Origin of the sequence: Parvibaculum sp., from assembly GCF_049672805.1 — a bacterium.
Classification (GTDB): Bacteria; Pseudomonadota; Alphaproteobacteria; order Parvibaculales; family Parvibaculaceae; genus Parvibaculum.
Map to the genome: position 1 here is coordinate 1 of NZ_JBATWS010000353.1, position 12,738 is coordinate 12,738.

The window sequence follows — 12,738 nt, forward strand, 5'->3', positions numbered from 1 at the left end:
GATGCGCCGCTTGCATCAGACCTCGCGGGCTTTGCGCGGCCCGTTTCCGGCTGGCTTCACACGTCAACCTCGCCAAAGACCGTTGCCGCGGATGGCGCGCGCGCGGTGCAGGCTGCCATGCAGGCGCCCGGCCAGATTGCCACGCTGATCCTGCCCGCAGACACAGCCTGGCTCGAAGCAGAGCAGGCCGCACCCGCCCTGCCGCGCATCGGGCCGTCGCCGGTTTCTTCCGAGGCGGTGGACCGCGTGGCAAAGGCACTCAAGAACGGAAAGCGCACCGCGATCCTTATTCGCGGGGCAGGGCTCAAGGAACGTGGCCTTGCCGCCGCAGGCCGCATTGCCGCAAAGAGCGGCGCGCGTATCATGTGTGACACATTCGCGCCTCGCATCCAGCGTGGCGCCGGCCGTGTCATCATCGAGCGCATCCCTTATTTCGCCGAGCAGATCGTCGATACGCTGAAGGATATCGAACAGCTCATCCTTGTGGGCGCAAAGCCGCCCGTCTCCTTCTTTGCCTATCCGGGCAAGCCGAGCTGGTGCACGCCGGAAAGCGCCGACATTCTTTATCTCGCCCATGGCCATGAAGATGGCGTCTCGGCGCTTGAAGCCGTGGCGGAAGCCATTGCGGCACCGAAGGAACCCGCCAATGTGGCGACGCTCCAGAAGCCCGAGGCACCCAAGGCGGGCGCCGCGCTTGATCAGTTCACTATCGGTCAGGTCGTCGCTCAGTATCTGCCCGAAAACGCCATCATCTCGGATGAGGCGGCAACATCCGGCATTGGTTCCATGATCGCCACGGTGAATGCCGCGCCGCATGACCATCTCTCGCTCACGGGCGGCTCCATCGGTCAGGGCCTGCCGCTTGCAACAGGCGCTGCCGTTGCCTGCCCTGACCGCAAGACGGTGTGTCTTCACGGCGATGGTGGCGCGATGTACACGCTTCAGGCGCTCTGGACGCAGGTGCGCGAGAAGCTGGACGTGACCAACGTCATCTTCGCCAATCGCTCCTATGCGATCCTGAATATCGAGCTGATGCGCGTGGGCGCGGAAAATCCCGGCCCCAAGGCGCTCTCCATGCTCGACCTGCACAACCCGGAACTCAACTGGGCATCGCTCGGTCACGGCATGGGCATGGAGTCCGTTCGTGTCGAGACGATCGAAGAATTCGTGGAAGTCTTCTCCACATCCATGAAGGAAAAGGGCCCGCGTCTCATCGAAGTGATGATCTGACGCGCAGCAGAACGGTCACCCCGGCGAAAGCCGGGGGCCACCGGAAGCAGGAACAGGTCGTCTGTCGGAAAGGTGTGGCGGCGCTCAGTTCAGAGTGCGGTTCAGCGTGAACTCGCCCTGCCGCACACGGTCGGCGAGGCCATTCGCCATCTCGGCCACGGCTTCCTCGCCATAGGCTTCCACCATGTCGGAAAGGGCCGCGAAGATTGCCGTGGTCGCGAGGATGTCAGCGTCCACGCCTTCGCCGAGCGAGTCATCCCAGGCATCCAGAATGTTCTGAAGCGCCATGCGCCGCTGTTCATCTTCGGAAAGCGGAGAAGTCTCGTGGCCCTCATCGTCGAGCGAACCGAAGTCGGCGTCTCTCGGATAGTCTTCGGCCATAGGGTCCTCTTCTCCTCGCGCCCGGAGGCGGTTCTACAAAGATCCGCGGCAGCGGAAACCAGTTCCTCCTTTTAGCACAATGGCGGGGAATGTCTCCCTTTTCGTGAAAGAGAGGTTAATGGGCGTCAGAATGGGGGCTTTTAGCGGCCATATCCCTGAGCGGCCAGTTCCTCGGACAGGCGCTGCCCGTCCTGCATCAGCCTGTCTGCCTGCCGGGCCGCCGTCACCGTGCAGGCAGGATAGGTATTACGATAGCGGTAATAGGCATCGTTGAAATGTTTCACGAGCCGCTGCCGGCCAGCCTCGTCCGGCTTCAGCCGGTCAATCATTTCGATCATCTTGTTGCGCCAGAGCTGTCCCTCATTCGTGTCGCAAAGCGCCCGCAGATGGTGAACCGCGCCAAGGATCTCAGCGAGCTGGGCCGCCTTGGCCGGAAAGCTCGCATGGGCGGCGGGGGCAGGCAGCATGGCAAGCGCAAACGCCACCAGTGCCGCGGCGGCATGGTGGCGCGCTTTTTCCGTCCCAAATCTGGACAAACCCTGTCCCATTCCGCCCCGAAGGCCCTCCTGTGCCTGACTGGAGTTGGCTCTTGCCGCCAGTGGTGCAGGAAACGGGCCGGGGAGGGCGGGGATCAGGCGTACTGCTTCAGCCGCTCCAGAACCTGCTCGGCTTCTTCCATCGTCTTTTCGACAATGTCTTTTGCCGACAGCACTTCGTGAATGCCGCCTGCGCCCTGACCCATGGCGAAGCAGGAGCGGTCGCGCTCAAGCCCTTCGATCTGGCCGCCAATGCCGCCCATCACGTTGTTCTGATGCGAGATGATGGCCTGCTGCGGGAAGGGCTGGATGTCCTGCGGACGGCTCTCCCAATCCTGCACATAGGGGTTGTTGAAGACGCGCATCGTCTTGCCGGAATAGCAGCGCGTGACGATGGTATCTGTGTCCTTCGCCTCGACGATCACCTGTCGGTAGAGATCACCCGCATGGGATTCCTTTGCGGCGATGAAGCGCGTGCCCATCCACACACCTTGCGCCCCGAAGGCAAGGGCAGCAGCAAGGCCGCGACCATCAATGATGGAGCCTGCCGCGATGACCGGGATCGTCTTCACCGCATCCACTACCTGCGGAATGAGCGCCATGCCTGCCACCTTGCCGGTGTGGCCGCCGCCTTCCGTGCCCTGCGCGATCACGCCATCAAGACCGGCCTTTTCGCCTGCGACAGCATGTTTCACCGTGCCGCAGACATTCATGACCTTGAGGCCGGCCGCATGGAGCTTGTCGAGAATGTTGGTCGGAACACCCAGGCCCGAGATGAAGGCAGTCGCGCCTTCCTCGATCATGATGTCGGCGGTCTTCTCAAGCGATTCCGGCACGGCGGCGAGCAGGTCCACGCCGAAAGGCTTGTCGGTGAGATCTTTGACCTTCTTCATCTGCACGCGAATTTCTTCCGGCTGAAGACCGGCCATGCCGAGCGTGCCGAAGCCGCCCGCATTGGAGACGGCGGCCACGAGTTCCGCATAGGAAACGCCGCCCATGCCAGCCAGCATGATCGGATATTTGATGCCGAGAAGATCGCAAAGCGGTGTGTGAATGGCCATGACTATGCTCCTGCGCGGGACTATCGGCCCTTTGCCGCTCCCGCCTAATTAGTTCGGTTGCCTAACTAAACCTTTTCGCTGGTGCCCCTGTCAAGCAGCCTCATTTCCACGCTCGCCTTATTTTCGTCCCCTCAGGCAGCGAGTTTCACGGGGTTTTCCACCCCGTCCAGGTTGTCTGATGTCGCGTTCCTGTCTCCTGTTTCCCGTCCTGCTGGCGGCGGCCTTTCTCCTTTCCGCCTGCACCAGCGAACGCCGTTCCGCGCCATCGCGCACGGCTTCGGAGCAATTGATGATCTCCACCGCCGCAGACCGGGCCGCTCAAAACCTTTCCATCGCCATCCCGCAAGACACGCCTGTCTTCATCGACACGAGCTATTTCGACGGCACCGACAGCAAATATGCGATAGGCGCGATCCGCGACCGGCTGTTGCGTCGCGGTGCGCGCCTCGTCAATTCGCGTGATGCGGCGGAGATGGTGGTGGAAATCCGCTCCGGCGCCCTCTCCATTGACGAGAATGCGCTTGTGGTCGGCATTCCGCAGATGGAAGTGCCGGTGCCGCTCGCTGGCAGCTTCGCCTTCCCGGAAATCGCGCTCTTCAAGCGCGAGCGGCGTCAGGGCGTCGCCAAGTTTGCGGCCACCGGCTATGACGCAGAGACAGGCAAGCTCATCACAAGCTCTGCCTCTGACTTCGGCTTCTCGCAGCAGACGCAATGGAATGCGCTTTTCTTCCTGTCATGGACGACGGATGACGTCATGCCGGATGAAAAGATGGAAATATTGAGAGCCCCGAAGGCGGCCCATCAGGGCGAGGCCATAAGCGCCGGCCCCGAAAGACGGAGATAGGTAATGACCAGCATGTTCCGGCTCCTTGCAGCACCCGCGCTTGCAGCCAGCCTTGCATCTCCCGCTCTTGCGGCCTCGCAGGAAGTGGAAACGGAGAAGGTGAAAATCTCCGTGGAGACAGTGGCGTCTGGTCTTGAACATCCCTGGGCGCTTGCCTTTCTGCCGGACGGAAACTTCCTCGTTACCGAGCGACCGGGGCGACTTCGCATTGTCACGTCGAAGGGCGAGGTGAAGAAGCCCATAGCGGGTGTGCCGGAAGTCGATGCGCGCAATCAGGGCGGGCTTCTTGATGTGGCACTTGACCCGGACTTCGAAGAAAACCGGCTCGTCTATCTTACCTATGCCGAAAAGGGGGAGGGCGGCACGAATGGCACGGCGGTGGCGCGCGGCCATCTCACCGAAAGCATGTCGCCGCAACTGCGCAATGTGGAAGTGATCTTCCGCCAGACGCCAAAGAAGGACAGCACGCTGCATTTCGGCTCGCGGCTTGTTTTCGACAATGAAGGCCATCTCTTTGTCGCGCTTGGCGAGCGGTCGCGCGTCGGCATGCGCGAGGAATCGCAGAAACTCGACTCTCATCTCGGCAAGGTCGTCCGCATCTGGCCGGATGGCACGGTACCGGAAGACAATCCCTTTGTGGGTGCTGAAGATGCGCTGCCAGAAATCTGGTCTTACGGCCATCGCAATCAGCAGGGCGCGGCGCTTCACCCCGAGACGGGAAAGCTCTGGACCAATGAGCATGGGCCGCGCGGTGGCGATGAAATAAACATCCCGGAAGCCGGAAAGAATTATGGCTGGCCGATTGTTTCCTATGGCACCGAATATAGCGGCGCGCCGATTGACGAGGGAAAAAGTACTGCCCCCGGCATGGAAGAACCGATCCATCACTGGACGCCCTCCATCGGTGTGTCGGGCATGGCGTTCTATGCGAGCGATGCAATACCGGAATGGCAGGGCTCGCTTTTTGTCGGCGGCCTCGCACGTCCGAGCCTGCGCCGTCTCACACTTGATGGCCAGAAAGTGACGGCAGAAGAAACGCTTCTTGAAGATCTCGGCGCACGCATCCGCGATGTGCGGCAGGGGCCGGACGGTGCGCTTTATCTCCTGACAGATGACGAAAACGGCAAGCTCCTGCGCATTGTGAAGGCCGAATAGAAAGTTTCGCGTCACAGCACCGCATCATCTCATCTCCAAAAAATTGGAACGTATCGGCTGCCGCCCCGTTGAAAGGCACAGAAGCAAGTTTGTGCTTGATGGGCCGGGGCAGTAAACGATTGGAGAATGACATGAAGAACGGTTTGTTTGTTGCCACAGCTGTTGCAGCTCTTTCGCTCGGCCTCGCGCCGCTGGCCGCACAGAATGAAATGCAGAACCCGCAGGATCAGCAGATCCAGACCGAGCCGCAGGCTTATGAAGCGCAGGGCTCGCTCGACTCGAATATCGCCGAGGCCGAAGATGGTGAGCTTGTTGAACTCACCGGTACGGCCCGCGATGTGGAAGATGGCGGCTTCACGCTGGAGCATGCCGAAGGCAGCATCGACGTGTCGCTTGATGAAGAAAATGGCGTCACCACCGCCAACGTGGCTGAAGGCGAGCGCGTCCGCGTGAGCGGCCTTGTCTCGGATGGCTGGCTGACCGCGAAGTCCATCGAAGCGCATTCCGTCCAGCCGGAGTCGGACAATCTCGACAACCCCGCCGCTCCGGACACGATGAACGCCCCCGCTGGCGACGGCATGGGCAATGACGGCACCATGGACCCGGTGGACAACTACTGAAACTGATCCCTGTAGGGATATGTCAGGTGGCGAGGCTTCGGCCTCGCCGCTTTTTTATGCATCTGCAATCGCGCTCTTGTCGATCTCGGCTGCTTTCGTGAAGCCGGTGAGCGCCATGGCGACATGCATCTCTTGCTGCATGGTTCGCAGCATGTCGGAGATGCCGGCTTCGCCGCGCGCGGCAAGCGCATAAACCCAGGGGCGGCCCATCAGGCAGGCATCGGCACCGCGGGCGAGCGCCTTCACAATGTCGAGGCCGCTGCGAATACCGCCATCAAGAAGGAGTGTTGTGCGGTCGCCCACTTCGTCGCGGATCGCGGGAAGGGCGTCGATGGTTGCAGGGGTGGAGTCGAGTTGCCGCCCGCCATGGTTCGACACAACAATGCCGTCCGGTGATATGGCGTTCATGGCGAGCCGCGCGTCATCGGCGTCCATCACACCCTTGATGATGATCTTGCCCGGCCATTTCTCGCGCACCCATTCGAGGTCTTCCCATTTCATAGACGGGTCGAGGTTCTGTGCGACCCACGCGCCGAACGCGCCAAAGCCGCGCGCATTGGGTACCGCCTCACGCAGATTGCCGAAATCAAGCGGCCGGCCGCCAAGTGCAACGTTCTTTATCCAATGAACACGCCGCGCGAAATCCGCCGCGACTTTCAGCCGCTTCAGCACAGACATTTGCGTGTTCATGCCATTGCGAATATCGCGATAGCGCGCACCGAGCACAGCAAGATCCACCGTGAAAACGAGCGCAGAGCAGCCCGCCTGATGCGCGCGCTTCATCAGCTCGGCCGCATAGCCGCGATCCTTGATGACATAAAGCTGGAACCAGAAAGGTTTACCCGTTGCCCTGGCAATTTCCTCGATTGAGCAAATGCCGACAGTCGAAAGCGTATAGGGCACGCCGAATTTGTTTGCGGCCCTTGCCGCCTGCACCTCGCCCCGCTTTGCATACATGCCTGCAAAACCAACCGGCGCGAGACCCGCAGGAATTGTCCAGCTTTCGCCCAGAACCTCGGCGCGTGTGTCGATCACTGAGACATCCCGCAGCACGCGCTGACGAAGTTTCAGCCGCGCGAAGGCTTCCACATTGTCGTGAAGCGTGCGCTCCGCATAGGAACCGCCATCAAGATAATCGAAAAGCTGTGTCGGCAATCGCCTGCGCGCGACCTCGCGATAGTCGGACACTGATACCGGATTGAGATCGAGACTCATGACTTTCCCCCCTGCGCCACAGCGCGATCACTATCCTCGCGCCGTATCCTCCGCGAGTTCCTCCATCGCCTCTTCGGCATTCCCCCGCTGGCTGTCGATGATGTAGGCGAGTTCGGAAAACGCCTCCAGCATTCGCTCCTGATCTCCCTGATCAAGCAGGGACGGCAGATAGCGCGCCAGCGCCTCTTCAAATTCCCGGTGCTTTTTCAGCCCCTTCGGCGTGAGGCTGAGTTTCACGCTGCGGCCATCTTCCTTGTCCGGCGCGCGCGCAATGAGGCCACGCCGCTCCATATCGGCGATGAGGCCGGAGGCCGTCGGCTTGCGGATTGCAGCTTCGACCGCCAGTTCACCCGCCCGCTTGGGCCCGCGCTTCAGAAACAGAAGGAAGCGATATTGCGGAATGGTGATGTCGAGTTCGCGGGCGATCTTCTCGAACTCGCGGAACAGCACGACGACAGTGCGCGCCATGAGAATGAGGCGCCTGTCGATATGGGCAGCATCGCTGTCCTGGCCATTCGGCCCTGTGCCGTTCCGCTTGTCCGTCATTCGTCCTCTGCGGCCTTAGAAGATCGCGTAGCCGCCATCGATGATGAAAGTGTCGCCCGAATGATAGGACGACGCATCCGACGTGAGATAGACGGCAACACCGCCGAAATCAGCCGGCTGACCCCAGCGACGGGCAGGCACGCGCGGGATCACCTTTTCTGCGAAAGCGGGTGCGGCCTGCGCTTGCGAGGTCATGTCGGTTGCGATCCAGCCCGGCAGAATGGCGTTGGCGCGCATGCCATAGCGCGCATATTCCACCGCAATGCCCTTCATCATGGAAATGACACCGCCCTTTGTCGCTGCATAGGCCTGATTGCGCGCCGCGCCTTCAATGGCCGCAAGGCTTGCAACGCCCACGAGTGAGCCACCGGCATCACCCTTCTTCGCGCGCTCGACCATGTGACGAGATGTTTCGCGCAGCGTCCAGAACACGCCATCAAGATTGACGGCAAGCGTCTTGCGATAGACCTCGGTGGACATATCGACGAAGGAAGGCGCACCGAAGCCGACACCCGCATTGGCGAAAACGGCGTCGATGCGGCCGAGTTCCTTCACCGTCGCGCCGATACCGTCCACCACCTGCGCTTCTTCGGCCACATTCACCTTGCGCGTATAGACTTTCACGCCATAGGCGCTGAGCTGTTCGGCGGCGCGCTGGTTCTTTTCTTCGTTGGTGCCCCAGATCGCGACATCTGCGCCCGCCTGCGCCACGGCGTCTGCCATGCCGAGGCCGATGCCGCCGTTGCCGCCCGTCACGAGCACCACTTTTCCTGAAAGGTCGAAAGGCTTGTAGCTCATCTCGTTCTTCTCCCCGATTGTGTTTTTCGGTTTGTTGATTGGAAAATGTCAGGCGCGCAGCATTGGCGCCGCGCCGCTCATCGTCAATTCTTCGTTTGCGATGCAGGCCCGGTTTCCGTCTCTGCCGTCGCGTCGCGCGGCAGTTCCTGCAATTCTGCGCAGACGAAATAGGGCTTGAAACCAAGCGAATCCGGGTCCGGCGGAATCTGGCAGGAATAAACGGAGGCTGCTTTCTGCAGGATCAGCGCCGTGCCGAGATTGCCGCGGATTTCATATCCATCCTCCGTGAGCGCCGAGAGCGATTTCTCCGTCGCAACAAAGGGGCCAGCTCGCGAGCCGGTTTCAAAGCGACCGGGCCTGGTCATCTCTTGTGAAAACGCAGGGGCAGCAGTCGCCGCAGTCGCCGCAGCCAGCACCGCGGAAATAAGAAGGGGCCGTAAAAGCATGGGAAGCACGCTCCGCTTCGGGCTACGGGAACCGCGCGATCTTAAAGCATCGCGCTGGCCATTCAATTGCCGGGCGACCCTCAGCCGCAACGCGCACAAAGCCCCGAGATTTCCACCACCTGCCGCTCGGCCTTGAAGCGGGCCTTGCGGGAGGCGTGGTCGAGGGCCGTTTCGAGCTTCGGATCGACGATTTCCTCTGTCGTGCCGCATTTCCGGCAGATCAGGAACTGGCCGGAATGGGGCGCACCTGCCTCCACGCAGCCGAGATAGGCGTTGAGCGATTCGATCTTGTGAATGAGCCCTTCGGCCATCAGAAAATCGAGCGCACGGTAAACCGTTGGCGGGCGCGCTGATTTGTGGCTGCGCGCCAGTTCGTCCAGCACGTCATAGGCACCCACAGGCTTGTGGCTCTTCCACACGATCTGCAGCACTTTTTCGCGCAGCGGCGTGAGCTGCACCCCGCGCTCCGCGCATAGCTCGCGCGCCGTCGCCAGCGCATCCTCAATGCAGGCCCGGTGATTATGCGTATGATGAGCGTGAGCCGCGTCTTGCGCCGCCATGACGTCTCCTTTCGTCCGCGGGCGATGGTACAACATAACATTGCCGCCTGTCGCCCCCGGGCGCGACTCGGCTTATTGTCGCTCCCATGTGTGGACGATACGCAATCACCCTTCCGCCCAAGGCGATGCGCGAGCTTTTCGGTTTCGCCGAAACGCCGGATTTCCCGCCCCGCTACAATATCGCACCATCCCAGCCCGTGCCCATCGTCACCGGTCCACTGGACGGGGAGGAGAAGGGCGCGCGCCATTTTTTGCTGGTGCGCTGGGGCCTCGTGCCTTCCTGGGCAAAGGAGATGCCGCAATCGATCCTCATCAATGCCCGCGCCGAAACCATTGCCGGGAAACCGTCTTTCCGGGGCGCATTCCGCCACCGACGTGCGCTCATGCCGGTAACGGGTTTTTATGAATGGCAGGCAAAAGGCGCTCGGGTGAAGCAGCCCTGGTTCATCCGCCACAAGGACAGGGCGCCCTTTGCCATGGCGGCGATCTGGGATCAGTGGATGGATGCCCAGGGCAACGAACTCGACAGCTGCGCCATCGTGACCACCGAGGCCAATGAGACGCTGAAGCCCATTCATCACCGTATGCCGGTCATTCTGGATGAAAAGGACTGGGCGCTCTGGCTTGATCCGGCGGCGACGGAAAAGGAATTGCTGGCGCTGCTGCGCCCGGCAGGGAATGATCTGCTGGAGGCCATCCCGATCAGCACACGGATCAACCGTGTCGCAAATGATGATCCCTCGCTTCAGGAGCGAGCTTGGGCGGAACCAGAACCCGCACAAGCGTCCCGGCCGAAGAGGCGCGAGGCAGATGAGCGCCAGATGGGTTTATTCTGAAGCCTGCCGGTCTTCTCACGCTCTCACGATCACATGCGGCATCGGCTGAAGCCGTTTTGACAGAACGCTCACCTCGTCCTCGCCATAGCCGAGCATGGTGTAGAAGCCTTTCACCGCCTCATTGTCCCTGCGCACCATCAGATTGAGCTTCCAGACGCCGCGCGCGAGAAGCCAGTCTTCTGCGGCCTGCATGATGAGCCGCCCGAGCCCGCGAAGCGCCGGATCGACGGCGACGTAATACACAGCACCCCGATGCCCGTCATGGCCGACCATCGCGGCCGCAACGATACGGCCGTCCCGGTCTGCCACCAGCACATCCGAAGTGGCACCCCGCCGCGCAAAGTGCAGGTCGGTCGCCGGGTCATTATGGGGGCGTGTAAGGCCGCACGCCTCCCAGAGCGCCACGACAGCCGCCTGATCGGCATCTTCTGCGGCCCGTATGCGGATTGATTCGATGTCCATATTCAGTATGTGCCTTCTCCGAAGGGCGGGAAAGCGGCAGAGACTAGCACGACTTTTACCCGTTCCGCCCGGCCCGTCGCCACGGCCGCAGAATGCCTCTATACTCATCCCCCAGCCCCCGGGGACGCCATGCTTTCGAACATCATCATTCTGCTCGTTCTGATCCTGCTGAACGGGTTTTTCTCGATGTCGGAAATGGCCATCGTGTCGTCGCGTCGCCAGCGCCTTCAGGCGCTCGCCGCGAGGCGCCGAAAGGCCGGTGCGCCGACTGCAAGCGCTGAAACCGCTCTCCAGCTTCAGGCGGAGCCGGGCCGCTTCCTGTCGGTCGTGCAGATCGGCATCACGCTTGTCGGCGTCTTTGCGGGTGCATTCGGCGGGGCAACGCTTGCCGGTCCCCTGAGCGAGATGATCGCGGACTGGCCCTTGATCGGTCCGCGTGCGGAGCCCATCGCCTTCGGCCTCGTCGTCGTCATCATCACCTATCTCTCGCTCATCATCGGTGAACTTGTGCCGAAGCGGGTGGCGCTCTCAAATCCCGAGGCCATCGCCTCCTTCGTTGCGCGGCCCATGAACCGCATTGCGCGGCTGCTTGCGCCGGCTGTCACCTTTCTCGCCTGGTCCACCGATGCCGTGCTCAAGCTTTACGGTATCACCGGGCGCGGCGTGCCGCAGGTAACGGAAGACGAAATCCGGCACCTGATCGAAGAAGGCGCAGCAGCGGGTGCCATCGAGCATGTCGAGCGCGATATCGTGAACCGCGTCTTCCATCTCGGCGATATGAGCGTTGCCGAAATCATGACGCCGCGCGTGCAGCTTGTCTGGCTCGATGTGGCAGAGCCTGTAGAACACAATCTTTCGCTCATCCGTCAGCACCGAAAGATGCGCTATCCGGTGCGGCGCGGTTCAAACGGACCGTTCATCGGCATGGTCCGGCTCGAAGATCTGTTTCTGCATCCGAAGTCGAATGATGAACTGCTGTCGCGCATGTCACCGCCGCTCTACATTCCGCGCACGGCGAGCGTCTTGAGGGCGTTGAGCATTCTCCAGTCGGAAAACATGTTCATGGGGCTCGTCATTGATGAGTATGGCGATGTGGTCGGCACCATCACCATGACGGAAATCTTCTTCGCGCTGATCGGAGATATTTCCAACCACGCGGTGAATAACAACAATGCGGTCGCCATTCGTGACGACGGCTCGTTCATCATTGACGGCGTGGTATCGGTGGAAGAGGTGCGCCGCCTGCTCAAGCTGCAAAAGTTGCCCGGTGATGAAAGCCCGGAGGTGAACACGCTGGCGGGCGTGATGTTCAACTGGTTCGGGCGTTTGCCAACTGAGGGCGATTATTTCGCCTGGAACGGATACCGCTTCGAGATCGTCGATATGGATGGTCCCCGCATCGACAAGGTGCTCATTGTGCCGGCGCAGAACCTGCCCATCGGCAATGCGCTCTCGCGGAACGCCGGCTGACTTCACACCACCTTGCCCGGGTTGAGAATCCCCTTCGGGTCGATTGCCTTTTTCAGGGTGCGCATCATTTCCATTTCCACGGGGGATTTGGTCGCGGCAATTTCGTCGCGCTTCAATTGGCCGACGCCATGCTCCGCGCTGATGGAGCCGCCCATCTCGCGCACAATGCCATGCACGATGGCATTCATCTCGTCCCAGAGGTCGAGAAAGGCTTGCTTGTCCATATCTTCAGGCTGGCTCAAATTGAAATGAACATTGCCGTCGCCGATATGACCGAAGGGAACGGGGCGGATTCCCGGCAGGCGCGCAGACACAGCCTCCGTCGCCGCTTCGATGAAATCCGCGATGCGTGATAGGGGCACGGAAACATCATGCTTGATGCTACCGCCTTCCGCGCGCTGCACATCTGACAAGCTCTCCCGCAGGCGCCAGAAATCCGCCCGCTGCGCTTCCGACTGGGCGATGACGGCGTCGCTGACGAGATTTTGCTCAAAGCCCTCTGAAAGCGAGGCTTCCATCACTTCCGTGAGCCGCGCGGCTTTCGTCCCCGCCGTCATTTCGATCAGCACATACCAGGG

General features: G+C 61.3%; 16 protein-coding genes. 6 read left to right on the plus strand and 10 right to left on the minus strand.

What is annotated here, in order from left to right:
• Window positions 1-1,230: acetolactate synthase large subunit (locus WBF74_RS11060; protein WP_424439557.1), on the plus strand; the 1,230-nt coding region annotated here is incomplete at its 5' end.
• Window positions 1,231-1,314: 84 nt separating this feature from the next.
• Here WBF74_RS11060 and WBF74_RS11065 read toward each other — a convergent pair.
• The 3 genes from WBF74_RS11065 to WBF74_RS11075 form a co-directional block, all read right to left on the minus strand.
• The gene (locus WBF74_RS11065; RefSeq protein WP_424439560.1) at window positions 1,315-1,611 is read right to left on the minus strand and encodes a hypothetical protein; all 297 of its coding nucleotides are present in this window, start codon (window positions 1,609-1,611) and stop codon (window positions 1,315-1,317) included.
• Between the two features lie 140 nt (window positions 1,612-1,751).
• A complete protein-coding gene (locus WBF74_RS11070; protein WP_424439563.1) occupies window positions 1,752-2,147 on the minus strand; it encodes a TIGR02301 family protein in 396 nt (131 codons plus the stop codon).
• Between the two features lie 95 nt (window positions 2,148-2,242).
• Window positions 2,243-3,208, minus strand: a complete 966-nt coding sequence (locus tag WBF74_RS11075) for an NAD(P)H-dependent flavin oxidoreductase (RefSeq protein ID WP_424439565.1) — start codon at window positions 3,206-3,208, stop codon at window positions 2,243-2,245.
• A gap of 178 nt (window positions 3,209-3,386) precedes the next feature.
• Here WBF74_RS11075 and WBF74_RS11080 point away from each other — a divergent pair, with 178 nt between their 5' ends.
• From WBF74_RS11080 to WBF74_RS11090, 3 genes are all read left to right on the plus strand, one after another.
• Window positions 3,387-4,052 carry a DUF6655 family protein gene (locus WBF74_RS11080; protein ID WP_424439568.1) on the plus strand — a complete coding sequence of 222 codons (666 nt, stop codon included), beginning with the start codon at window positions 3,387-3,389 and terminating at the stop codon, window positions 4,050-4,052.
• 3 nt (window positions 4,053-4,055) lie between these two features.
• Window positions 4,056-5,207 carry a PQQ-dependent sugar dehydrogenase gene (locus WBF74_RS11085; protein ID WP_424439571.1) on the plus strand — a complete coding sequence of 384 codons (1,152 nt, stop codon included), beginning with the start codon at window positions 4,056-4,058 and terminating at the stop codon, window positions 5,205-5,207.
• 131 nt (window positions 5,208-5,338) lie between these two features.
• Entirely contained in the window at window positions 5,339-5,827 is a 489-nt protein-coding gene (locus WBF74_RS11090; protein WP_424439574.1) for a hypothetical protein, read from the plus strand.
• Window positions 5,828-5,881: 54 nt separating this feature from the next.
• Here WBF74_RS11090 and WBF74_RS11095 read toward each other — a convergent pair whose 3' ends face one another.
• From WBF74_RS11095 to WBF74_RS11115, 5 genes are all read right to left on the minus strand, one after another.
• A complete protein-coding gene (locus tag WBF74_RS11095) occupies window positions 5,882-7,042 on the minus strand; it encodes an L-lactate dehydrogenase (RefSeq protein WP_424439577.1) in 1,161 nt (386 codons plus the stop codon).
• 30 nt (window positions 7,043-7,072) lie between these two features.
• Complete coding sequence (locus tag WBF74_RS11100; protein WP_424439580.1) at window positions 7,073-7,588, minus strand: MarR family winged helix-turn-helix transcriptional regulator; 516 nt, start codon at window positions 7,586-7,588, stop codon at window positions 7,073-7,075.
• A gap of 15 nt (window positions 7,589-7,603) precedes the next feature.
• Window positions 7,604-8,386 carry an SDR family NAD(P)-dependent oxidoreductase gene (locus WBF74_RS11105; protein WP_424439583.1) on the minus strand — a complete coding sequence of 261 codons (783 nt, stop codon included), beginning with the start codon at window positions 8,384-8,386 and terminating at the stop codon, window positions 7,604-7,606.
• 83 nt (window positions 8,387-8,469) lie between these two features.
• Entirely contained in the window at window positions 8,470-8,751 is a 282-nt protein-coding gene (locus tag WBF74_RS11110) for a hypothetical protein (RefSeq protein WP_424439586.1), read from the minus strand.
• Window positions 8,752-8,912: 161 nt separating this feature from the next.
• Entirely contained in the window at window positions 8,913-9,392 is a 480-nt protein-coding gene (locus WBF74_RS11115; protein ID WP_424439589.1) for a Fur family transcriptional regulator, read from the minus strand.
• Between the two features lie 86 nt (window positions 9,393-9,478).
• Between WBF74_RS11115 and WBF74_RS11120 the strand changes: the two genes are divergently transcribed.
• Entirely contained in the window at window positions 9,479-10,228 is a 750-nt protein-coding gene (locus WBF74_RS11120; RefSeq protein ID WP_424439592.1) for an SOS response-associated peptidase, read from the plus strand.
• A gap of 15 nt (window positions 10,229-10,243) precedes the next feature.
• On the opposite strand, the gene WBF74_RS11125 is transcribed toward WBF74_RS11120, so the two are convergent.
• A complete protein-coding gene (locus WBF74_RS11125) occupies window positions 10,244-10,690 on the minus strand; it encodes a GNAT family acetyltransferase (protein ID WP_424439595.1) in 447 nt (148 codons plus the stop codon).
• Window positions 10,691-10,819: 129 nt separating this feature from the next.
• Between WBF74_RS11125 and WBF74_RS11130 the strand changes: the two genes are divergently transcribed.
• Window positions 10,820-12,160 carry a hemolysin family protein gene (locus tag WBF74_RS11130; RefSeq protein ID WP_424439598.1) on the plus strand — a complete coding sequence of 447 codons (1,341 nt, stop codon included), beginning with the start codon at window positions 10,820-10,822 and terminating at the stop codon, window positions 12,158-12,160.
• A gap of 2 nt (window positions 12,161-12,162) precedes the next feature.
• Here WBF74_RS11130 and WBF74_RS11135 read toward each other — a convergent pair.
• The coding region (locus WBF74_RS11135) for an FAD-binding oxidoreductase (protein WP_424439601.1) at window positions 12,163-12,738 on the minus strand (576 nt) is incomplete at its 5' end.

Coding starts and splice junctions, on each gene's coding strand:
- WBF74_RS11065 (WP_424439560.1), bottom strand. CDS start 1,611: ATGGCCGAAGACTATCCGAGAGACGCCGACTTCGGTTCGCTCGACGAT.
- WBF74_RS11075 (WP_424439565.1), bottom strand. CDS start 3,208: ATGGCCATTCACACACCGCTTTGCGATCTTCTCGGCATCAAATATCCG.
- WBF74_RS11080 (WP_424439568.1), top strand. CDS start 3,387: ATGTCGCGTTCCTGTCTCCTGTTTCCCGTCCTGCTGGCGGCGGCCTTT.
- WBF74_RS11085 (WP_424439571.1), top strand. CDS start 4,056: ATGACCAGCATGTTCCGGCTCCTTGCAGCACCCGCGCTTGCAGCCAGC.
- WBF74_RS11090 (WP_424439574.1), top strand. CDS start 5,339: ATGAAGAACGGTTTGTTTGTTGCCACAGCTGTTGCAGCTCTTTCGCTC.
- WBF74_RS11095 (WP_424439577.1), bottom strand. CDS start 7,042: ATGAGTCTCGATCTCAATCCGGTATCAGTGTCCGACTATCGCGAGGTC.
- WBF74_RS11100 (WP_424439580.1), bottom strand. CDS start 7,588: ATGACGGACAAGCGGAACGGCACAGGGCCGAATGGCCAGGACAGCGAT.
- WBF74_RS11105 (WP_424439583.1), bottom strand. CDS start 8,386: ATGAGCTACAAGCCTTTCGACCTTTCAGGAAAAGTGGTGCTCGTGACG.
- WBF74_RS11110 (WP_424439586.1), bottom strand. CDS start 8,751: ATGACCAGGCCCGGTCGCTTTGAAACCGGCTCGCGAGCTGGCCCCTTT.
- WBF74_RS11115 (WP_424439589.1), bottom strand. CDS start 9,392: ATGGCGGCGCAAGACGCGGCTCACGCTCATCATACGCATAATCACCGG.
- WBF74_RS11120 (WP_424439592.1), top strand. CDS start 9,479: ATGTGTGGACGATACGCAATCACCCTTCCGCCCAAGGCGATGCGCGAG.
- WBF74_RS11125 (WP_424439595.1), bottom strand. CDS start 10,690: ATGGACATCGAATCAATCCGCATACGGGCCGCAGAAGATGCCGATCAG.
- WBF74_RS11130 (WP_424439598.1), top strand. CDS start 10,820: ATGCTTTCGAACATCATCATTCTGCTCGTTCTGATCCTGCTGAACGGG.